A 21,099-nucleotide genomic window follows, 5' to 3' on the forward strand; every position below is an offset into this window, starting at 1 on the left:
CTACGCCCGGTGCCGCGGCGCCTCGGTGTCGCGGCACCTCGCGCCGGTGTCGGCACCGGCACCGGCACCGACGCCGTACCGGACACCGGTCTGCTCCTGAAAGGACATGCAATGACGACCACGAGCCTGCCCAAGCCTCCCCGGTCGCGGTTGGGCCACGCGTACGGGGAGCAGCTCGCGCAGCATGCGCCGACGGGCCACCACCCGACGGCCGCCGCCCGGGAGTCGGCCACACTCACGCTCGCGTACCAGGACCGGTTCCTGAACGGCCCCGCCTTCCTCAGCGAGACCGAGCGCAGCACCGTCGTCGAGGACCTCCACACGGTCTACGAGCTTCTGCGGTCGCTGCCGGAGCGGGTGTTCGGCGGAAGCATCACCGCACTCGCCACGGCGGTCGGTATGGATCCGCAGCAATCGGCGCTGATCACGCGGAGCGCCCGGACCGGGTCGCTCCTCCCCCTGGGGCGTGCCGATCTCTATCACGACGGTACGGGGTTCAAGCTTCTCGAGTTCAATCTCACCAGCGCGCTGGGCGGCTTCGAGAACGCCGACATCAACCGGGCGATGCTGGCGTACCCGCCGCTCGAGGAGTTCGTACAGCGGCACGGGCTCCGCTACCGGGACACCCTGGGCCGCATGGTGCGGACCATGCTCGCCGAGTGCGCCGCGAACATCCCCACCGACCGGGCGCCCGTCGTCGCCGTGGTGGACACGGCGGACAACTTCGCCGTCGTGGGACCCCGGCTGCGGGTGTTCGCCGCCAAGCTGGCGGACTACGGAGCCGAGGGAATCGCCTGCGCCCTCGGCGAACTCACGTACCGGAACGGCCGTCCGACGGTCGCGGGCCGGGACGTCGACGTCGTCTTCCGGTACTTCCTGCCCGAGGACCTCACCGACCCCGTCTCCGCCGCCCAGTTGGAGCCGCTGCTGGTCGCGGTCGAGCAGGGCAAGGTGGGCCTGTTCAGCCGGCTGGACGCCGAGCTGTACGGCAACAAGGGCACCCTGGCGATTCTCTCCGACGAGCAGCACCGCGACCTCTTCGACTCCGCCGAACTGGCGTGCATCGACCGGCTCCTGCCGTGGACGCGGTACGTGCGCCCGCGCGCCACGGACCCCGGCGGCGCCCGGGTCGACATGCTCGCCCACGCGCTGGCGCACCAGGACGAGCTGATCCTGAAGCCGACGCTGCTGCACGGTGGCCACGGGATCACCGCCGGATGGGAGGCGGAGCCGGCGGAGTGGGAGAAGAAGGTCGCCTCGGCCATGAACGGCCCGTTCGTGCTCCAGCACCGTGTACGTCCCGCCGCAGAACCGTTTCCCGACAGTGCCGGCGGCCTGCAGGAACTCTTCCTCAACTGGGGCCTCTACCTGGGGGCACGCGGTGTCGACGACGACGGCTACGGCGGAGGCTTCGTACGGGCCAGCACCGATCCGGCCGTGGGAGTGGTCAGCATGGGCAGCGGCGCCACGGTCGGTTGCGTCTTCCACGGTGGCGACTGCTGACTTCACGCATCGGGCACGGGCGGACAGCTGCAGGACCCACGCGCCCACCGGTTCTCTTGATCCGTGCCCTCCGAGGCGCGCGGCCCGCCCGCGCGCCCACCGCTCCGACTTTCGAAATCACTGTCCGGCTGCCGGAGCGCAGTGATAGACAACCGAAGTGGAAAACACTCCGGAGTTCGCCGAGATACTGCGGCTGATCGACGATCGGGCGACCGCCTTCCGGGCCGCGGTCGCCTCCGCACCCGGCCTCGACGTACAGGTGCCGACCTGTCCCGAGTGGACGCTGTTCGATCTGGCGCAGCATCTGGGCCAGGGGCGCCGCTTCTGGGCCGCCACCGTCGCGGCGGGGCCTGCCGACGCTCCCCCGGCCGAGGCCGCTGCCGAGCGGTCAGTGGCGGCGCCAGGGGAACGCGAGGCCCTGCCGCCCACGGCCTTCGACTTCCACGCCGAGGAGGGCCGCTCCTGGCGCCTCACGGCCGACGGCGACGGCGCACGGTGCACCCGTCTGCCCGCCGCTGTCGCTGCCTCTGTCGCTGTCACTGCCGACGAGGGCCTGGACGCGGCCGGCGTCTCCGTCCGGGGCACGGCCAGCGAGTTGGTCCTCTTCATCTACGACCGCATCCCGGCGGAGTCCCTGCGGATCGACGGCGACACAGGGCTGATCGACCTGCTCTGCGACTGGGAGCCGGAGGGGTAGGGCGTAGCCTACTGACCTCGCGTCCGCTTCTGCGGTCCGCCCACACTCCCACCCGGCTGGCAGACACGCGATCTGGGCAGAGGAGCAGCCTGGAAAGTATGATCAAGCGATGTCTGACATGACCGAGACCACGCCCGGCTGGCTCACCACGGACGAGCTTCACATGGCCCGGGCCCGGATGCCGATCCTGTACGTCGAGGCCGTGCCCGTGCGCGTGGACGACAGCGGCGAAGTCACCAGTATCGGTCTGCTGCTGCGGATCGGCGCGGACGGAACGATCAGCCGGACCTTGGTATCCGGCCGCGTGATGCAGCACGAGCGGGTCCGCGACGCGCTGCTGCGCCATCTGGAGAAGGACCTCGGCCCGGTGGCGCTCCCCCGCGTCCCGGCCTCTCTGCAGCCCTTCACCGTCGCCGAGTACTTCCCCACAGCGGGCGTCACCCCGTACCACGACCCGCGTCAGCACGCGGTGTCCCTGGCCTACGTCGTGCCGGTGACCGGCGACTGCCGCCCGCGACAGGACGCGCTGGACCTGGTCTGGTTCAGCCCGCAGGAAGCAGCCTCCCCGGCTGTGCAGAACGAGATGCCCGGCGGCCGCGGGGTGCTCCTGAAGCAGGCCCTCGCGCACGTGGGACACACGTACTGAAGTCTCGCGCAGCGCCGCCGCGGGACCGGGCGGCGGCGCCTCGTGGGTTTGGGGCCGAGCTCCGGATGAGCCCGGCCCTGGTGCCCGTCGGACCTGTCCGGGCTCAGCGCAGTCGGCGTGCGCGCAGTACCACGTCGTCGGTGTGGTGCGCGCCCGCGCCTCCGTCAGGGGCCACGCGGGGCCGCTGTTCGTCCACCTCCACCACCCAGTCGTCGTCGAGCAGAGCGGCGACCATCGAGGGCCAGACGTAGTCGGCCGGGTCGAAACCGCTCTCATCCGCCGGCCGGGTGTCCATCCCCGCGTGGTGGACGAGCAGCAGCACACCACCAGGCGCGACGACCGACAGCAGCGCTCGCTCGGCTGCCGCGTCGGGCGTGCGCAGCAGGGCCGGGTACTGCGCGGAGACCAGGTCGAAGGAGGCCGGCGGGAGCCCCGCCTCCGTCAGTGCGGCGTGGACCCAGCGAACCGTGGTGCCGGCGTCCCGCGCGTGCCCGGCCGCCCGCTCCAGCGCCACGCCCGAGACCTCCAGCGCCGTCACGTCCCAGCCGCCGCGCGCGAGCCAGACGGCGTCCGCGCCCTCGCCGCATCCGACGTCGAGCACCCGCCCGGGCGTGAGCCCGGCGACCTCGGCCACGAGCGCGCCATTGGGCCGGCCGCTCCACAGTTGCTGTCGGTCGGCGTACCGGCTGTCCCAGTCGGCCCGTACCCCGGGGTCACCGCGGTATCCGTCGGCAAGCGGATCGGTATCGGACGTGAGCGAGCCTGCTGTGCTGTCGTCTGTCATGAGACCACGGTCGCCGATCGCTTCCCGTTCACGCCACTTCTGTTGCCAGTCCGGCAAACGGGCGCACACGGGGGCCCGGTATTCGGTAGGGAGCGGGCTCCTCGGCACGTCCCGTTCGCTCCCCGTTCGGGGTGGGCTCTTCGAGCGGTCCTGGAGCCACGATCGATTGTCAGTGGTGGGTGAGACGGTAGGAGCATCGAGTCGGAACGAGGGGGAGCTGTCTTGTCCGGAACCCAGAACTACATCAACCACGTTGCTCTTGTCCTGGATGCCAGTTCGTCCATGTCGCACCTGAGCCGCAAGGTCGTCGAAGTCGCCGACCAGCAGATCGCGTACCTGGCCCGCCGATCGAGGGAACTCGATCAGGAGACCCGCGTGACGGTGTACGTCTTCGCGGACAAGGTGGAGTGCGTCATCTACGACAAGGACGTGCTGCGGATGCCGTCACTGAAGCAGCTGTACCGGGTCGGCGGGATGACGTCCCTTCTGGCGGCAGCGCTGAAGTCACAGCGGGAGCTGGCGCAGACGGCTCAACTGTACGGCGACCACAGCTTCCTGACGTTCGTCCTGACCGACGGGCAGGAGAACGCGAGCCATCGCTGCCCGGACAGCCCCACCAGGGACCCGCGTGAGCTGGTGAAGGCCGTGGCCGACATGATCGTGACGCAGGAGGACAACTGGACGCTGGCCGTCCTGGTGCCCGACCAGATGGGCAAGCGCGAGGCCATGCAGTGCGGTTTCCCGAAGGAGAACATCGCCATCTGGGACGCCACGAGCACGCAGGGGCTGGAGGAGGCCGGGCACGTCATCCGGCAGGCGACCGAGAAGTTCATGGTGGGCCGCACCCAGGGCATCCGGGGATCGCGGGCGGTGTTCTCCATGGGCGCGGAGGCGGTCAACAAGGACACCATCAAGGCGGCCGGCCTCACCCCGGTGAAGCCGTCGGAGTACCAGCTGGTCCCCGTCGCCCATGCCACGGCGATCCGGGACTGGGTCATCGAAACCGGACACGCCTACCGCACCGGTTGCGCCTTCTACCAGCTGAGCAAGCCGGAGAAGATCCAGGCGCAGAAGCAGATCGCGGTGCTGGAGAAGAAGACGGACCGGGTGTACACAGGGCCCGAAGCCCGCGCTCTGCTCGGCCTGCCGGACGTGGAGGCACGCGTCAAGCCGGACCACAACGACGGCTTCACGATCTTCGTGCAGAGCACCAGCGTGAACCGGAAGCTCGTCCCGCACACACGGCTCCTGGTGATGATCTGACGATCCGACACCGAGGCCGGCCGCCCGAGGCGGCTCGGCGGCCCGCCTCAGGGTCGACCCCGGGCAGCCAAAGCGGCTGGCCGGGGCCGACCCTGAGGACCGGTCAGGTCACTTTCGCCAGAACAGGTGGTGTGCCACCCCGCTCGGGCTGGGAACGACCTCCAGGTGGAACCGGTCGAGCAGCTCGTCGGGTGACTCCCAGAGGCGCACTCCGGACCCGAGCTTCACCGGCGAGACCGCCACGTGCAGGGTGTCGACGAGGTCGGCGTCGAGGAACTCCCGGATGGTGGTGGCCCCGCCGCCGAGCCGGACGTCCTTGCCCTGCGCCGCCTCCCGGGCCTGCTCGAGTACCGCGGCAGGTTCGCCGTCGACGAAGTGGAACGTGGTGTCGGACAGCGTGATCGAAGGACGCTTGTGGTGGGTCAGGACGAATACCGGGGTGCGGAACGGAGGCTCGTCACCCCACCAGCCCTGCCACTCATGGTCCTCCCAGGGGCCGCGCTGGGGGCCGAACTTGTTGCGGCCCATGATCTCGGCGCCGATGTTGCGGGCGTAGTCCCGCGTGAGGTAGTCGTCCAGGCCACGGCTGCCCCCGGGGTCGGTGCGCATGGGCCAGCTCGCCGTGGCGCCGGCCCAGGAGAACAGCCTCTCGGGATCGACATGCCCGAACGGCCTCTCGAGGGTCTGGTCCTCACCGGCACCGATCCCGTCGCTCGAGACATTGAAGTTCTGGACTCTCAGTAGCTGAGCCACGTGTTCCTCCTGTGGTGTCGACAACAGTGGTGAGACTTGCCGGGCCGGGAAAACTCATCGCTGCGCCCGTGATCGGTTTCGGAAACCGGGCACCGTCAGCCGGCTTGCCCGCCCTCGGCGTCCTGGGGATACCAGCGCAGCTCGACCGTATTGCCGTCCGGGTCCCTCACGTACACCGACTGGGCCGAACCACGCGCACCCCAACGCGGAACGGGACCCTCGATGACATCGAACGCCCCGGAACCGATGACCTCCTGCCAGTCCAGCGGATCCACGACCAGGCAGATGTGGTCGACGTTGGACTCACCTCGCGGGCGCGAGAAGAGATCGATGACCGTTGACTCGTCGATGCGCACGGACGGGAAGGGGACCTTCCCGTCCCGCCACTCCTCCACCCGCTCGGGCGCGAGCCCCAGAGGGCCGGTATAGAACTCGAGCGCCCGGTCGACATCAGTCACATTGAGCACCAAGTGATCGAAAGCCTTAACCCGCATGTAAGGAAACACCCTTCGAAGTATCAACTCATCACGTCCAGACGATCATGATCAACCTGGAGCCGCCCATCAAGGGGAATCGAACAAACTCCGATGCCCTCACGTTCCGAGGTGATCGTCCGCTGTACGTTGTCGAGCCGGTGGACGTCCTGGGCGGGGGTGGGGTTGCGTCAGTGGGCGCTCAGCGCGTCGGCGGTCGCCCTCGCGAAGGCCTCCGGATTGTCGAACATGATGTTGTGGCCGCAGTCGGGTATCGCCCGCACGGTCACGCCCGAAGCCGTCAGGCCCGCGACGTCCGCCGGCTCGCCGTCGGCCGCCGGATGGAGGCACGTACGGGGGATCCGCAGTCCCGCCAGGTGCTCGCGCAGGGCAGGCACCGTCGCCTGGGAGCGGTGGACCGTGGTGCGGTACAGGGCCTCGCGGCCCGCCAGGCGCATCGTCGACCACCAGACCGGGCCGACCCGCTCCTCCGTCCGATCCCAGCCCTCGGCCAGGAACTCCTCCTCGGTGTACGCCGCGATCCCACTGCTGCCGGGAGCAGGCACCGCCGGAGCAGGGTCCAGGACCGAGTCCACCAGCACCAGGTTCGCGACGAGCCGCGGATGCCGGGCGGCCAGCAGGATCGCCACCGCGCCCCCCAGGCTGTGCGCGATGACCTCCGCGCCCGTCACCTCTGCCGCCTCCAACGCGACCGCCACGGCGTCCGCGTGGGCCTCCAGCGTGTAGGTGAAGTCCGTCGGCCTGTCGCTGATGCCGAAGCCCAGCAGGTCGAGCAGCAGTGACCGGCGACCGGTGAGGAGAGGGTGTGCGGCGGCCGCGGCCCAGTACACCGGCGACGTGGATCCGAGTCCGTGCAGGTAGAGCCTCGGCGGCTCGGCGCCGGGGATCTCAATCCACCGGATCCGGTCACCGTTCGGGGTCACAGGGGCATGGCGCATGGCCGACTCCTCGCTCGTGTGTGGAGCACTCACGATACCTCGGTGTCGAGGTATCTCGGAGTTGTTATACCTCGCACCCTTGGTGATCTGACAGCATGTGTTCATGCTCAAGCTCGCGATCCTCGGGTTCCTCCACGACCAGCCCATGCACGGCTACGAACTGCGGCGGCACCTGGCCGCACTGACCGGCCACATCCGCCCGATCAGTGACGGCACCCTCTATCCGGCGATCAAGCGCCTCGAAACCGACGGTCTGCTCATCCGTGAGACGGAACCCGGATCCACCGCCGCTCCCCGGCACACCCTGCACCTCACCCCGGCCGGGCGGACAGCGCTGCTCGAACGGCTCCGCACGCCCGACCGGCTGGACATCAGCGACGAGAACCGCTGGTTCACCGTGCTCGCCTTCCTCCGCCACCTCGACAGCCCCGCCGAACAGGCCACCGTGCTCCGCCGCAGGCTCGCCTTCCTCGACGAGCCCGCCAGCTTCTTCTACGACGGCGCCCGGCCGCTCAGCGCCGAGGACATCACCGACCCGTTCCGCAGCGGCATCCTGCTGATCGCCCGAGCGACATCACAGGCCGAGCTCGCCTGGCTGGGCGACACGATCGCCACCCTCGACGGACACCCCCGCCCCTCGGCCTGACCGAGGCGGCTCGGTGCAGCGGCTCTCCGGCGTGGGCCCGGGCGCCGACCGCGGGAAAACGGTTCGCCACGTCGGTCGAGCAGATGGCAGGGTGCGGCGGATGGCGTCTCCCTACCAGATCCGTGCCGACTACGACGCTCGCACGATCGTCGTCTACCAGGCGTATCCGCCCGCCATCGCCGACGCGGCCATGCGGGCCGGGCGGTTCGTCGCGCCGTTCTCGTTCCAGCGAATGACATGGATCAAGCCGTCGTTCCTCTGGCTCATGCACCGCAGCAACTGGGCCCGCAAGCCCGGTCAGGAGCGTGTTCTCGCGGTGCGGATCACCCGGGAGGGGTGGGAGGAGGCCCTCTCCCGGGCGGTGCTGACGACCGCCGACCCGGACGCCGTCGCCCAGGCCGCCGTGCACGTCCAGTGGGATCCCGAGCGCTCCCTGCGGGGAGCGGCACTGAACCACCACAGCATCCAGGTCGGCATCGGCCGCCATCTGATCCGAACGTTCACCGACGACTGGATCGTCGGTCTCACCGACGTCACCGCTCAGGTCCGCAAGGCCGCCACGTTCCTGCAGACCGGGCACGCCGCCAAGGCCCAGCGCCTGCTTCCCGTGGAGCGCCCCTACGAGTTGCCCCAGACTCTGCGGCACCTCTCCTCTCCCGGCAGGTGACGGAGCGCCGGTGAGACGCTCCGGGCGCTCTCGGCGGGGCGGCTCGACTTGATAGGCAAGCGAATGATTGCCTATCCTGTGGTCGTGGCCGACGAACTCTTCAAAGCCTTGGCCGACCCCACCCGTCGCACCATCCTCGACGAGCTCACGGAGAAGTCCGGGCAGACACTGTTCGAGATCTGTGCGCGGCTGAGCATGAAGCACCGGCTCGGCATCTCACGGCAGGGCGTCTCCCAGCACCTCGCCGTGCTGGAGGCAGCCGGACTCGTCGAGACCAGGCGGGAAGGTCGCTACAAGTTCCACGACCTCAACACGGCCCCGCTGCGGCGGATCGCCGAGCGATGGCTCGTTTCCGACACATCCGGACCGGAGGAGAACACTCCATGAAGATCCATCTGACCAGCGTCTTCGTCGACGACCAGGCTCGGGCGGAGCGCTTCTACACCGAGGTCCTCGGGTTCGTGAAGAAGCACGACGTCCCGGTGGGCGAGAAGGACCGGTGGCTGACCGTCGTCTCCCCCGACGAGCCCGGCGGCACCGAACTCCTCCTGGAGCCCGCCGGCCACCCGGCCGTCAAGACCTACCGCGACGCGCTCGTCCAGGACGGCATCCCGCTCGCCCAGTTCGCCGTCGACGACGTGCGGGCGGAGTACGAGCGCCTGCGCGGCCTCGGCGTCCTGTTCACGCAGGAGCCCGTGGAGATGGGGCCCGTCACCACCGCCGTCTTCGACGACACCTGTGGCAATCTGATCCAGATCGCGACACAGCCTTAGTGGGCGGGCGGCCGGTCGGGCTTGTGACGGTCGGGCGGTCGGCTGCCCCGACGCCCGCCCTGCCGGCCGGCCGGCCCCCCTCGCTGCTCAGTCGTTCGTGATGCCCAGCGCCGCGCGGACCTCGCCGAACAGTCGGGCGTCCAAGCCCGCCACGGTCATCCGGTTCTTGACCACGGCGAAGGAGAAGCGATGCGCCGGGTCGGCGCAGGCCGTGTTGCCTCCCGACCCGCTGTGACCGAAGCCGCCCGGTGAACGCACCGGCTTCGCTCCGCTGTCCCCGACCACGAAACCGTGGCCCATCGTCCACGAGGTGCCCAGCATCCTGTCCGCGCCGCTCGCCCGGCCCGTGGTCGCCGCCCTGAGCGTCGCCGGGGAGATGAGTCGTACGCCGTCGAGCTCGCCGTCGCAGGCCAGCGCCGCGTACATCCGGGCCACCCCGCGTGCCGTCATGATGCCGTTGGCCGGCAGCGCCGTGCGCCGGAAGTCCGCCCGGTTGGCCAGCTCGGCCACCGGGAGGACGCCGCGGGGCGCGCAGTCGAAGAACGGCGCATCGGCCGGCATCCGCCTCAGCCGCGCCGCCCAGCCTCCGTCGTAGGAGGTGGCCATCCTCGGCGCGAGTTCCTCCGGGACATGGAAGAGGAGGTCGTCACCGATCCCCAGCGGCCCGGCCAGTTCCTCGCGCAGCAACTGGTCACAGGTCCGGCCCGTGGCGCGGTGCAGGATCTCGGCCAGGAGCACCCCGTACGTCCATGCGTGATAGCCGAGCGCGCTGCCGGGCTCCCAGCGCGGGCGCTGCCCCGCGAGCCAGTCGGCCATCGTCGGCAGGTCGAGCAGCCGCTCCGGGGTGACGTCGGCCGGCAGCTGCGGCAGGCCGGCCGTGTGAGCGAGCAGCTGCCCCAGCGTGACGCGCCCCTTGCCTTCCGCGTCGAACCGGGGCCAGTACCGCGCCACCGGCGCCTCGTACTCCAGCCTCCCCTGGTCCACCAGCACCGCGACCAAGGCCGCCGCCACGCCCTTCCCCGTCGACCAGGCCGGTATCAGGGTGTCCGGGCCCATCGGCCGCCCCTCGGCCACGTCCGCCGCCCCCGCCCAGGCGTCCACCACCACCTCCCCGTCCAGCCAGGCCGCCACCTGGATGCCGGTCTCCGCCCCCGTTCCGGTGACCTCGGCCAGGATCGCCTCGACGCGGCGCTGCGCCGGGTTGTCCGGTGTCGTGTCGGTGCTCATCGCAGTTCTCCCCTCCACCCCTTCGTTCGGACCTCACACTTCCAGACCGGCGCGTCGTGAAGGAGCCGCCACCGCGAGAAGGCGGTGACGGCTCCTGGGCTGGGGGGACTCGGTCAGGGGCAGCTGATGCGGGCGTCGCCCGGGTCGGTGGTGCAGGTGTCGGTGCCGTAGCCGCCGTTGGCCGTGTCGTTGGCGAGGACGGCGTCCGTGGTGGTGAGGCGGTCGTTGCCGTAGGCGCCCGTCAGGGTGTCGTTGCCCGGGCCGCCGTTGATCGTGTCGTCGCCGAAGGAGCCGTCGAGGTTGTCGTTGCCGTAACCGCCGTGGACGGTGTCGTGGCCGTAGCTCGCGCGGACGATGTCGTTGCCGCCGAGGCCGCAGATGACGTCGTTCCCGTAGCCGCCGTTCAGGGTGTCCGGGCCGCTCGTGCCGATGATCGTGCAGCCGCGGGCGTTGTTCACCGACGTGGTCGTGGTGACCGTGTTGTCGGAGGCGACCGGGTCCGACTGGGTGGCTCCGACGGCCGCCGTGTGCGTGAGGGTGCCGGTGGAGCGGGGCTCCGCCGTGAGCGCGAGCGTGGCGCTCGACCCGGGCGCGAGCGAGCCGAGGGCGCAGGTGGCCCTCGTCGCGGTCGTCGTGCAGGTGCCCTGCGAGGGGGTGGCGGAGGTGAGGGTCACGCCCGCGCCGGCGAGGGTGTCCGTCAGAGTGACGCCGGTCGCGGTGGCGGTGGAGGTCGAGCGGTTGGCGACGGTCACCGTGTACGAGACGCGGTCGCCGATGCTCACCGTGGCCGTGCTCGTCGTCGTCACCGACAGATCGGCGTACGGCGTCGGGGGCGGCGTCGCGTCACCTCCCTGGTAGCGGGCGAGCGCGAAGGCGAAGCCCGCCCCGTATCCGGCCGCGACGATCTTGCCGTCCGGCTGGACGAGTACCGCGCGGGCCTCGTCGAAGTCCCCGAACCCGGTGACCACGAAGCCGTCGCCGCCGAAGCCGGTGTCGACGGTGCCGTTGGCGTTGAAGCGGGCGAGGCCGAAGTCGTTGGCCTCGGAGCTGTTCGGGTCGTCGGCCCGGCCGGCGAGGACGATCTTGCCGCCCTGCTGCAGCGCCATCCCGTACGCGATGCCGCCGTCCCCGGGGAAGGCCACCGAGGTCCGGCCACCGGTGCCGAAGCCGGCGTCGGGGCTGCCGTCGGCGTTGTAGCGCAGGAGCGCGAAGCCGGCGCCGCCGGAGCCCGCGGCAAGGATCTTGCCGTCCGGCTGCACGGCGACCGCGTTGCCGAACTCGGTGCTGCCGAAGTCCGCGCTGACCATGCCGTCGCCGCCGCCGAAGCCGGGGTCGAGGCTGCCGTCGGGCAGGTAGCGGGCCACGCCGATGTCGAAGGCGGTGTTGCCCACGTACCCGACCGAGACGATCTTGCCGTCGGCCTGGAGGGCCATGCTCCGGGCGATGCCGCCGGCGTCCTGGGGCGAGCCGGGCGTGAAGCCGGCGACGACCGCGCCGTCGCCGCCCAGGCTCGGGTCCAGGTCCCCCTCGGTGTCGAGGCGGACCAACGCGAACCCGCCACCGGCGCCCTTGCCCGCGGCGACGATCCGGCCGTCGCTCTGCACGGCCACGTCCGCGCCGTCCGCGGACCCGCCGAACTCCTCGACCCGCACCAGGCCGCCGTCACCGAACTCCGCGTCCAGGGTGCCGTCGGGCAGGTATCGGGCGACGGAGAAGAAGCAGCAGCCGCCGCCCTCCTCCGCGAACACCTCGGTGGTGCCCGCCACGACGATCTTTCCGTCCGCCGGCTGGACCGCGACCGCGTTCGCCGAGTGAGCGCCGCCGCCGAAGGCGCTGGTCACCAGGCCGCTGGTACCGAAGGCCGGATCGAGGCCGCCGTCGGGCAGGTAACGGGCGAGCGCGAACCCGCCCTCGCTCAGACCCGCCACGACCAGCTTGCCGTCCGCCTGCCGCGCGATGTCGTGGCCCTCCGCGTACCCCGGGAAGGGCGTGACCACGCGGCCGTCGGGTCCGAAGCCCGGGTCCGGATCTCCGGGGGCCGCCAGCGCGGCACCGGACAGCGTGAGGACGAGCGCCGCCGCGAGGACGGCCGGCGCCCCGGCCCTCCCCCGCGGTCCTCGGCGCCAACGCGGCGGTCTCGGATGAGTGTGGGTCATGGGTGTACGGCCTCCGTCGTCAGGGGATGTGCGGACAGAGCGCACAGCTTCGTGACCGGAGACCGCCCGTGACCTGCGGGCACCGCCGTACTGCGCCCACTGGCCCCCTCGAACCACCCCCGCGGGGGAGCGCACACGGGCCGAGCACCCGCCGACCGGCGCCGTGCCCGTGCCCGTACCCGTACCCGTACCCGTGCCCGTGCCCGTGTGTGAGCTCCCGTCAGATCACGGGGTGTCGCACGTCGGGTCCGCGATCGCGCTCACGGTGTACGGAGGCCGGCCCGGCGGCTCGTCCAGCTGGCTGTTCACCACGTAGAGGCGGCAGCCGTACCGCGCCAGCGTCGTCGGCAGGTCGAAGGGGGCGCCCGTGAGGCGGTGGGTCACCGTTCCCGTCCGCAGTTCCTCGTCCAGCTCGGCGATGTACACGCCGTGCGGGGCACCGTAGTTGAGTACGGCGTAGAGGGTCCGGCCCCGCAACACCATGCCGTCGGGACCGAAGGACTCCTCGCCCAGGTCGACCCGGCTGACCTCCTTGTCGGCCGTGCCGACCCGCCAGACGGCCTCCGTCCCGTTGGAGGCGACCAGGACGGCGGTGCCCGACTCGTTCGCCACGATGCCGTTCAACAGCCAGTACCGCGCGGGGAACTGCGGGAACGCGGAGCGGATGTCGAGCCAGGGTTCGAGCGGGCCGAGGACGCCGTCGGCCCCGATCTCCGCCCGGAGGACGACGGGGTTGGCCCAGTCGGTCACGTACACCGCGTCCTTCGTCACGGCCAGGTCGTTCAGGTCGGGCGCGCCGAGCGGGCCGTCGGGGGCCGTACGGGTGGCCAGCAGCCGGCCGTGGCGGTCGTGGACGGTCAGCTTCGCGCCGCCCACCGACAGGACGCGACCGCGCCGGTCGGTGTGGACGCCCAGCGAGCTGGGACGGTCCTCGAGTCCCCGCGCCGGGAAGGGCTTCAGGTCCGGGGCACCGACGCGGCCGCGGTACAAGGCACCCGTACCGTCCGAGGAGACGTACATGGTGCCGTCCCGGCCGATCGCGATCCCCTCCGGCAGCACGCCGGCCGCCCGGGAGACGACGTAGGTGTCGGGCAGGTCCCGGGCGGCTGCGGGGCCGGGCGCGCCGGCGAGGACCGTGAGCAGGGCAGCGGTGGTGGTGGCGGTGACGGTGAGGTACGCGGAACGGGCGGCGGTACGCGTACGGGCGGGGACGCGGGCGGTGCTACGGGCAGGAATGCGGGGCATCGGTACGGCCTCCGGCGGGGAGTCGACGACGTGGACACCGTGAGCGTGCGGCGTCGTCCGCATCAACGCATCGCCTTTTACCCCTGGGTAAAAGGGTTCCCCGCACCGATAATCGGCTCACATGATCCGCCTTCACTTCACGGCCGCCGATCTCCGTCAGATCACTCTCGCGCCGGCGGCCAACGCGCTCTCCGAGACGGCCCTGAGTCTGCGGCTCAGCCTGCGCCCCGGAGAGCGTTGGGGCCGGCCGCGTCCTGCGGCCCGGCGATGGCATCACTCGCTCCACGGGGCCGCGCGAGCGAGGGCCGGTGTCCTGGCCGAACTCGTCACCGAGGACGGCTACATCCCGGACTTCCTGCTCCAGCCGTCACTCGACGACTTCGCGGAGGCCCTGGAGGCAGCCGCCTCGACACCGGCGGAGCAGCTCGCGCTCGATCTCGGCATACCCGAAGTCCGTGGCGGGAACGGCAGGCTGAGCCGCCCCGGCCCCTGGGCGCGCGAGCTCGCCCAGGGCTCCCCGAGCGCGACCCGCACCCTGGTCGCCGACACCCGCCGCTACTTCCACACCTCCGTCGAACCGCTCTGGCCCCGGATCAGCAGCGACACCCTCACCGACCGCGCGCTGCGCGCCGAGATGCTGCTGCGCGGAGGGGTCGACGCGCTGCTCACCACCCTGTCGACCACCTGGAGGTGGCAGGCCCCGACACTCCACCTGCCGTCGGCGTCGGCGTACGACATCCCGCTGTGCGGCCGCGGACTCCTCCTCGTTCCCTCCTGGTTCGCGACCGGCCCCCTGGTGATGTACCGGCCCCAGGCGGCGACCGTGCTCGTCTACCCCCTGCACGACAACGACAGCCCCGGCACAGGGGCCGCCGGCGGTACGGACGGAAGGGACGGCCGGCCGGAAGCGCTCGCCGCGCTCCTGGGCCGTACCCGCGCGCACCTCCTCGCTCTCCTCCGTACGCCTGCCACCACCACCGCCCTGGCCGAGCGCGCCGCCATCTCCCTGCCGGCGGCCAGCCGGCACACACACGTCCTGCGCGACGCCGGGCTCGTCGACACCACCCGTACCGGCGTCGCCGTCCTCCACACCCTCACGCCCCTCGGACACACCCTCCTCGCCGGAACCTGACGAGCGACGCACGACTGGTGCCGGGGTCGGCGGCAGGGTCAGTGGTGCGGGAGCCCCCGGGGAATCGCCAGTCGTGTCAGGACCGCCCCGCCCGGGCGGAGGGACTTCCAGGTGCCGTGCCAGGTCAGGACGGCCGTCGCGGAGGTCGGGAACTTAGTGCGCACCCGCGCCAGGGCGTCCCCGACCGCGCTGCCCGCGAGCAGGAGGATCAGGTCTTCGAGGCCCGGGTTGTGTCCGACCAGCAGGAGCGTTCCGGTCGCGTCGGGTACGCCGTGGAGGACGTCGAGGAGTTCCCGGTCGTCCGCCCCGTACAGGCGTGGGTCGTGGCGGGTCGGCGGAGGGCTGTCCAGCTCCGCGGCGGCCAGCTCCCACGTGTGGCGGGCGCGCCGGGCCGGGGAGCAGAGGACGAGGTCGGGCGGCGTGCCGGTCTCCGCCAGGAAGCGCCCGACGGCCGGGGCGTCGCGCAGCCCCCGGGGACCGAGGGGCCGGTCCCGGTCGGGCACGCCCTCCGGCCAGGCGCTCTTGGCGTGCCGCAGCACGAGCAGGCGGCGCGGGCTGCCGTCGGCGGACTCGGCGCGTTCCGGGGTCTCCATGGAGTGCGGCACGTCTTCGAGCCTAGGGGGTGTCCGGTGGGGTGTCTCTCGGGTGCCCGCGTCAGGGGTATGTCCGGATGTCGTCGTTGTAGTCGCGGGCCCGTTCCCGTACGAGCTCGGGCAGTACGCCCGTCGCCAGGTCCGCCAGGGTCGTGCTCTCCAGTACCTGGCGCAGGCTCGTCCGTACGGCGCGCCACACGTCCGGCATGGGGGCCGCCGCTCCCTGGTACTCCAGGCCCGTCAGTTTCAGGTCGCGCACACTGACCAGCGGGCCGTCCATCGCGCGGATGATGTCGGCGAGGGTGATCTCCGCGGGCGGGCGGGCGAGGGTGTATCCGCCGTCGGGGCCGCGCACGCTCCGCGCCAGTCGTGCCTGCCGCATCTCGCTGAGGACGACGAAGAGGAAGCGGACGGGGATGTCCTGACGTCCCGCGATGTCCTCGGCCTTGAGAGGTCGGTCCGGGGAGCAGGCCAACTCGGCCATGGCCCGGATGGCGTAGTCCGTTCGTGCTGAGATCCTCACGGACTCAATGTCTCACGAGTGACGGGAACCCGACCTGCGGCGGTGCGGCCCGGCTCGTCAACGGGTGCTTCGGCGCGGCCTTGTTGTCCGGAAGCGGCGTTGCCATTCCACTTTGTTCATCGAGATAGTGAACATTGATCGTGCCGTCCTCGCCCGCCCCCTCGTTCGGAGGTCTCCGTGGTGTCCGTGGTACCTGTCGTGTCCTCACCGTCCGCCACCGCGGCCGCTCCTCCGCGATCGACCGTGGCCGTCGTCGGCGCCGGCGCCGCCGGTGCGCTCGTCGCCGTACAGCTGTGCGAAGCGGCCGCACGGCGGCGCGTCCCGCTCGACCTGGTCCTCGTCGACCCCGCACCGGAGGCCGGTCGAGGTGTCGCGTACGCCACCGAGGTCCCCGAGCACCGGCTCAACGTGCCGGTCGGCGGCATGAGCTGCTACCCGGACGACCCCGGCCACTTCCGGCGCTGGCTCTGTCGCCACGGCGATCCCACCGTCACGCCGGCCGACTTCGCCTCCCGGTACCGCTACGGCTCCTACCTCGCCGACACCCTCGGCCGCGCCGTCATCACCGCGCACGGCACGGTCTCCGTACGGCGGCTGCGCACCAGGGCCACGGGGTGCGCCGACGCGGCCGGCGGGCGGGTGGAGCTCCGGCTCGCCGACGGCGGCACGGTGACGGCCGACAGCGTCGTTCTCGCCACCGGGCCGGCGGCAGGCCGGGCGGGCTGGGCCCCGGCCGAGCTGGTCGCCTCCGAGCGGTTCGTCGCCCGGCCCTGGGCCCCGGGCGCGCTCGACGGCGTCGGCGCGTCGGACGACGTCCTCCTCGTCGGCACCGGTCTCACCGCCGTCGACCTCGCACTGGTCCTCGACCGTCCCGGCCGCACGGTGCACGCCGTGTCCCGCAGCGGCCTGCTCCCCCAGCCGCACGCGGTCGCGCCCCTGCCCCCCGTATCCCCGCCGCCCGGCCTCGCCGACCTCCCCTTCCACCGTCTCCGCAGGGAGCTGACCCGCCACTTCGCCGCCACGCGACGCGTCCACGGCGACTGGCGGCCCGCGCTCGACGGGCTGCGGCCCGAGATCGTACGGCTCTGGCAGGGCCTCACCGACGACGAGCGGGCGGAGTTCCTCGGCCGCGACGCCACCCCGTGGAACGTGCTCCGGCACCGCATGGCCCCGTCCACCGCCGAGACCGTCGCCCGGGCCCGCGCGGCCCGCAGACTCCGCGTCCACTCCGGCCGGATCACCTCCACGAGTCCGGCGGAGGACGGCGGCCTCGTCGTCTCCCTCGGCGACGGCCGCGAGGTGCGCGTGGCCTGGGTCGTGGACTGTACGGGGCCCGGGCTGCGGGCCGACGCCGGCGGGGACCCGCTGTGGAGCGGGCTGCTGGCCGACGGGCTCGCCGTCCCCGGTCCGCTGGGCATCGGCGTGTCCACCGACCACGGCCGACTGCTCGACGCGGCAGGCCACTCCGGGCGGCCGCTGTTCACGCTGGGCGCGCCCCGGCGGGGCGAGCTGTGGGAGACGACCGCGATCCCCGAGATCCGCACCCAGGCCAAGGAGATCGCCGAGGCCGTGCTCGCGCCGTTCACGCTCGCTCCCCGGGCCGTACGCCGGCGGCCCACCGACCAGTTCGGGCTGCCGCTGTCCACCCATGGCGCCGCCGCGGCCTCCTTCCGGTGCGGCGTCTCCCGGGTGATCACGGTGCGGGCGAAGGCGGCCGAGGCGTTCGCGCGCGCCACCGAGCTGGACCCCGGGTTCGCGCTCGGGCACGCCGCGCTCGCCCTGCTCGGGCACGAGTGCGGGGCCGACGTCGACGTCGCCCGGGAGCTCGCGGACGCCCAGCGCTGCGTGCGCGAACGCGGGGACGAGCGGGAGCAGTCGTTCGTCGACGTCGTCACGCGCCGCGTCACGGGACACGGAGCGGGACACACAGCGGGACACGGGACAGGAGATGGCGACGCGGCACTCGTCGGGCATCTCGACCGCTTCCCCGGCGACGCGCTCGCACTCGGCATCGCGGTCCCCACCATCGCCTTCTCCGGCATCGCGGATCTCGACGGCACACTGGCCCTGGACCTCGTGGAGCGGACCGCGCCCGTCTACGAAGGGCACTGGTTCCACACCTCGCTCCTCTCCTTCGTCCGCCAGGAGCAGGGACGGATGGAGGAGGCCGGCGAGCTCGCCCGGGCGGCGCTCACCGCGGAACCCGCCTCCGGGCACGCCGTGCACGCCCTCGCCCACGTCCACTACGAGTCGGGGCAGCACGGCGCCGGCCGGGACTGGCTCGACGGCTGGATCGGCGGCCACGGGCGCGGCGCCGTGCACCGGGCGCACTTCTCCTGGCACGTGGCGCTGCACGAGCTGGCCCTCGACGACTCGGCGGCCGTGCGCCGCCGGTGGTTCGCCCAGCTCGCCCCCGGGCAGGTGAACGGGGTACGGGCCCTCGTCGACTCCGGGTCGCTGCTGTGGCGGGCCCGGATGTCGCGGAACTGGACCGGCCGCGTCCCCGTCGACGGCGTCCTCGACGCTGTCGCCCGCGAGCTGGTCGAGCGTCCCGCGACCGCGTTCACGGCCTTGCACAGCGCCATCGCCCTCACCGCCGCGGGCGACCTCCCGGCGCTCCGCCGCCTGCGCACCCACGCGGCCGGCGCCGACCCGGTGCAGCGGGAGGTCGTCGTACCGCTGTGCAGCGCGCTGGAAGCCGTACTGGAGGAGGAGTGGGCCACGGCGGTACGCGAACTGCGCGGCCTTCTGCCCTCGCTGCGCCGGGTGGGAGGCAGCGCGGCACAGCGCGAGGTCGTCGAGGAGACCCTGCTGTACGCGCTGGTGGAGGCGGGTCACAGTGACACCGCCCGCCACCTCCTCGAACAGCGCCTCGACCGCCGGGCGTCCCCGCTCGACCGGCGGAGGCTCGCCGGGCTGCCCGCCTGAGGACGGCATGGGTGCGCCGGTACCGGTGCCTTGGGGCGGGGCCGGTGCCGGTGCGTTGGGCAGGGCCGGTGCCGGCGCCTCCGGCGGCGCGGGGCCCGGCCGTCAGGGTGCCGTCCCGCCCGCGTCACGTGGGCGCGGGTGCCTAGGGCCTGTCTGACAATTGGCGTCGGATAGGCCGGGTCGTTCGGTGCGTGCGATCGGCGTGCGGCCGGGGCGTCCTCGTAGCGGTGGGGGTACCTCCCGTGCCCGAAGGGCTACGGGGGACTACGGGGGCGTCACGGCCGTGCGGCGAGCGTGCGTACCGGGCGGGCCGGACCCGACGGGAATTGTCAGACAGGCCCTAGAGGGCCGCGAGGTAGCCGGAGAGGGCCGCCGCCGTGCCGGCGAGCGGGAAGCGTGCGCCGAGCTGGCCGTCCGGGCGGACGACGAAGCCTGTCGGGCCGTCGGTGCGGTAGAGCCGGGCGAACTCCCCTGCCGCGTCGCGGTATCCGGCGACGGGCAGCGCGTCGGGGGGCGTCGGCGGCGCTTCGCGGGCGAGGACGGCGAGGACGTCCAGGGCGGGGAGGAGTCGCGGGGAGGGTGCGGTGTTCGGGTGCCCGGGCTCGTCCGGGGTGCCGTCGGTTCCCCGCACCGTCCCCGGAGCCGCCGTGGCCGCCGTCGCCGCCGCGGCGGCCGCGAGGTCGGCGGGTTCTGCCGCGTACAGGAGCACCACGTGTCCCGGGCGGCCGCGCAGGATGTCGAGGAGGCGCAGCGAGTAGGCGGCGACGGCGGTGGTGAGACCGGCGCAGTCCGGGGCCCGGTCTCCGGGCTGGGGCGCGTCGGCCGGTCCGTACTCCCGGCCGGCGAGCGGGCCTCCCCGGTAGCCGACGAGGAGTTGGGCCTCGCGGAGCAGCAGCGTCCGCGGATCGTCCGACTCGGTGTCGATGCCGTGGGCCGCGTGGCGAACGGTCCGGCCGACGACCTCCTCCCCCACCGGACGGCGCTCGGCGTCGTAGGTGCCGAGGAGGTCGGGGCGCGCTTCGCCCCGGACGACGAGGGCGAGTTTCCAGGCCAGGTTGCAGGCGTCCTGGATACCGGTGTTCATGCCCTGGGCGCCGGTGGGCGGGTGGATGTGGGCGGCGTCGCCCGCGACGAAGACCCGTCCGTAGCCGTAACGGTCGACGATCCGGTGGCTGATACGGAAGACGGAGGACCAGCGCATCCGGGACAGGACGGCGGGCCTGGGCGCGAGGCGGTCCACGACGGTCTGGATGTCGGACAGTCGCGGGGCCCGGCCGCCGCTCGCCAGGCCGTGGGCCACGCCGTCGTCCTGCCCGCCGCCGGTCCTGCCGGCGGGCGGGGCGGCGGGCGGGGCGGCGTGCTGCGTGGCGAGTTCCGGCGGGACCCGCATCGACATGCGGTAGCGGCCTGCCCCGGGCAGCGGGATGCAGACCAGCACGTCGTCGGCGGATCCGTCGTCGGCGAGATGGCTGGACCGTACGCCGTATCCGTACGGGAGGTCCCAGTCGGCCACGACGTCGGCCAGCATGTACTCCTCCGGGAAGGCCCCGCCCTCGAAGGTGAGGCCGAGCTGCTTGCGTACGACGCTGTGGGCGCCGTCGCAGCCGACGAGATACCGGGCCCGGACCTCCTCCTCGGTGCCGTCGGCGGTACGCAGGACGGCGGTGACGCCGTGCTGGTCCTGGCTGAACGACACCAGTTCCGTGCCGCGCTCGACGGCCACGCCCAGGCCGGCGACGTACTCCTCGAGCAGGCGCTCGGTCGCGTACTGCGGTAGCGCGGCGAACCCGTAGGGCACCTCGGGCGGGAGCACGAGGTCGATCCGGTTCCGTTCCCGGCCGTTGACGTAGACCAGCTGGCCGCGCAGTTCGGCGGCGGCTTCCAGGACGGCGCGGGCCAGGCCCATCCGGTCCCAGATCTCCAGGGTGCGCGGCTGGATCCCGACTGCCTTCGCGTACGGGAGGCGGGCCTGGAGCCGGTCGACCAGCCGGCAGCGCACGTGGTGACGGAGCAGTTCGGCGGCGGCGCTCAGTCCGACCGGACCGGCGCCCACGACCAGTACGTCGACCATCCGGGTACGCGCCACGCTGCCTCCCAGCGCCTGGCCCCCAATCGGTCCCGTCTCCCATAG

20 protein-coding genes are annotated in these 21,099 nt (G+C 72.5%); 10 read left to right on the forward strand and 10 right to left on the reverse strand.

Translation table 11 applies throughout. The features are described 5' to 3' along the window. Positions 1-111 precede the first annotated feature (111 nt). The 3 genes from OG580_RS00630 to OG580_RS00640 all read left to right on the forward strand — a co-directional run bounded on the left by OG580_RS00630 (position 112) and on the right by OG580_RS00640 (position 2,846). The gene (locus OG580_RS00630; protein WP_267041646.1) at positions 112-1,503 is read left to right on the forward strand and encodes a hypothetical protein; all 1,392 of its coding nucleotides are present in this window, start codon (positions 112-114) and stop codon (positions 1,501-1,503) included. Between the two features lie 157 nt (positions 1,504-1,660). Then, complete coding sequence (locus tag OG580_RS00635; protein ID WP_267041647.1) at positions 1,661-2,200, forward strand: maleylpyruvate isomerase N-terminal domain-containing protein; 540 nt, start codon at positions 1,661-1,663, stop codon at positions 2,198-2,200. 109 nt (positions 2,201-2,309) lie between these two features. Beyond that, positions 2,310-2,846, forward strand: coding sequence for an NUDIX hydrolase family protein (locus OG580_RS00640; RefSeq protein WP_267041648.1), 537 nt, complete (start codon positions 2,310-2,312; stop codon positions 2,844-2,846). A gap of 103 nt (positions 2,847-2,949) precedes the next feature. Here the strand turns inward: OG580_RS00640 and OG580_RS00645 are convergent, their stop codons facing one another. Next, positions 2,950-3,630, reverse strand: a complete 681-nt coding sequence (locus OG580_RS00645; RefSeq protein ID WP_267041649.1) for a bifunctional 2-polyprenyl-6-hydroxyphenol methylase/3-demethylubiquinol 3-O-methyltransferase UbiG — start codon at positions 3,628-3,630, stop codon at positions 2,950-2,952. Positions 3,631-3,852: 222 nt separating this feature from the next. Here OG580_RS00645 and OG580_RS00650 point away from each other — a divergent pair, with 222 nt between their 5' ends. Continuing rightward, on the forward strand, positions 3,853-4,893 hold the full coding sequence (locus OG580_RS00650) for a vWA domain-containing protein (RefSeq protein WP_267041650.1): 1,041 nt from the start codon (positions 3,853-3,855) through the stop codon (positions 4,891-4,893). A 108-nt stretch (positions 4,894-5,001) separates the two neighbouring features. On the opposite strand, the gene OG580_RS00655 is transcribed toward OG580_RS00650, so the two are convergent. The 3 genes from OG580_RS00655 to OG580_RS00665 all read right to left on the reverse strand — a co-directional run bounded on the left by OG580_RS00655 (position 5,002) and on the right by OG580_RS00665 (position 7,078). Further along, positions 5,002-5,646, reverse strand: a complete 645-nt coding sequence (locus tag OG580_RS00655; protein WP_267041651.1) for a dihydrofolate reductase family protein — start codon at positions 5,644-5,646, stop codon at positions 5,002-5,004. Between the two features lie 95 nt (positions 5,647-5,741). Then, the gene (locus tag OG580_RS00660; protein ID WP_267041652.1) at positions 5,742-6,140 is read right to left on the reverse strand and encodes a VOC family protein; all 399 of its coding nucleotides are present in this window, start codon (positions 6,138-6,140) and stop codon (positions 5,742-5,744) included. A gap of 170 nt (positions 6,141-6,310) precedes the next feature. Continuing rightward, a complete protein-coding gene (locus OG580_RS00665; protein WP_267041653.1) occupies positions 6,311-7,078 on the reverse strand; it encodes an alpha/beta fold hydrolase in 768 nt (255 codons plus the stop codon). 103 nt (positions 7,079-7,181) lie between these two features. Here OG580_RS00665 and OG580_RS00670 point away from each other — a divergent pair, with 103 nt between their 5' ends. The 4 genes from OG580_RS00670 (at position 7,182) to OG580_RS00685 (ending at position 9,164) form a co-directional block, all read left to right on the forward strand. Continuing rightward, entirely contained in the window at positions 7,182-7,724 is a 543-nt protein-coding gene (locus OG580_RS00670) for a PadR family transcriptional regulator (protein ID WP_267041654.1), read from the forward strand. Between the two features lie 100 nt (positions 7,725-7,824). Then, complete coding sequence (locus OG580_RS00675; RefSeq protein WP_267041655.1) at positions 7,825-8,391, forward strand: DUF4291 domain-containing protein; 567 nt, start codon at positions 7,825-7,827, stop codon at positions 8,389-8,391. Between the two features lie 84 nt (positions 8,392-8,475). Beyond that, positions 8,476-8,778, forward strand: a complete 303-nt coding sequence (locus tag OG580_RS00680; protein ID WP_267041656.1) for a helix-turn-helix transcriptional regulator — start codon at positions 8,476-8,478, stop codon at positions 8,776-8,778. After that, positions 8,775-9,164 (forward strand): VOC family protein, encoded by a 390-nt coding sequence (locus tag OG580_RS00685; RefSeq protein ID WP_267041657.1) that lies wholly within the window; start codon positions 8,775-8,777, stop codon positions 9,162-9,164. The genes OG580_RS00680 and OG580_RS00685 overlap by 4 nt, the downstream gene beginning before the upstream one ends. An 87-nt stretch (positions 9,165-9,251) precedes the next feature. Here the strand turns inward: OG580_RS00685 and OG580_RS00690 are convergent, their stop codons facing one another. The 3 genes from OG580_RS00690 to OG580_RS00700 form a co-directional block, all read right to left on the reverse strand. Then, complete coding sequence (locus OG580_RS00690; RefSeq protein WP_267041658.1) at positions 9,252-10,391, reverse strand: serine hydrolase; 1,140 nt, start codon at positions 10,389-10,391, stop codon at positions 9,252-9,254. 113 nt (positions 10,392-10,504) lie between these two features. Next, positions 10,505-12,547 (reverse strand): calcium-binding protein, encoded by a 2,043-nt coding sequence (locus OG580_RS00695; protein WP_267041659.1) that lies wholly within the window; start codon positions 12,545-12,547, stop codon positions 10,505-10,507. A 225-nt stretch (positions 12,548-12,772) separates the two neighbouring features. Next, positions 12,773-13,855 (reverse strand): hypothetical protein, encoded by a 1,083-nt coding sequence (locus tag OG580_RS00700; RefSeq protein WP_267041660.1) that lies wholly within the window; start codon positions 13,853-13,855, stop codon positions 12,773-12,775. 58 nt (positions 13,856-13,913) lie between these two features. Between OG580_RS00700 and OG580_RS00705 the strand changes: the two genes are divergently transcribed. Then, the gene (locus OG580_RS00705) at positions 13,914-14,924 is read left to right on the forward strand and encodes a helix-turn-helix transcriptional regulator (RefSeq protein ID WP_267041661.1); all 1,011 of its coding nucleotides are present in this window, start codon (positions 13,914-13,916) and stop codon (positions 14,922-14,924) included. Between the two features lie 38 nt (positions 14,925-14,962). Here OG580_RS00705 and OG580_RS00710 read toward each other — a convergent pair whose 3' ends face one another. Both OG580_RS00710 and OG580_RS00715 read right to left on the reverse strand, forming a co-directional pair. Continuing rightward, positions 14,963-15,517 (reverse strand): histidine phosphatase family protein, encoded by a 555-nt coding sequence (locus OG580_RS00710; RefSeq protein WP_267047844.1) that lies wholly within the window; start codon positions 15,515-15,517, stop codon positions 14,963-14,965. Between the two features lie 61 nt (positions 15,518-15,578). Continuing rightward, complete coding sequence (locus OG580_RS00715; RefSeq protein ID WP_267041662.1) at positions 15,579-16,040, reverse strand: Rrf2 family transcriptional regulator; 462 nt, start codon at positions 16,038-16,040, stop codon at positions 15,579-15,581. 198 nt (positions 16,041-16,238) lie between these two features. Between OG580_RS00715 and OG580_RS00720 the strand changes: the two genes are divergently transcribed. Further along, a complete protein-coding gene (locus OG580_RS00720; RefSeq protein WP_267041663.1) occupies positions 16,239-18,968 on the forward strand; it encodes an FAD/NAD(P)-binding protein in 2,730 nt (909 codons plus the stop codon). Between the two features lie 340 nt (positions 18,969-19,308). Here the strand turns inward: OG580_RS00720 and OG580_RS00725 are convergent, their stop codons facing one another. Beyond that, the gene (locus tag OG580_RS00725) at positions 19,309-21,039 is read right to left on the reverse strand and encodes an FAD-dependent monooxygenase (protein ID WP_267047845.1); all 1,731 of its coding nucleotides are present in this window, start codon (positions 21,037-21,039) and stop codon (positions 19,309-19,311) included. Positions 21,040-21,099: the final 60 nt, after the last annotated feature.

This window comes from Streptomyces sp. NBC_00094 (assembly GCF_026343125.1).
Classification (GTDB): Bacteria; Actinomycetota; Actinomycetes; order Streptomycetales; family Streptomycetaceae; genus Streptomyces.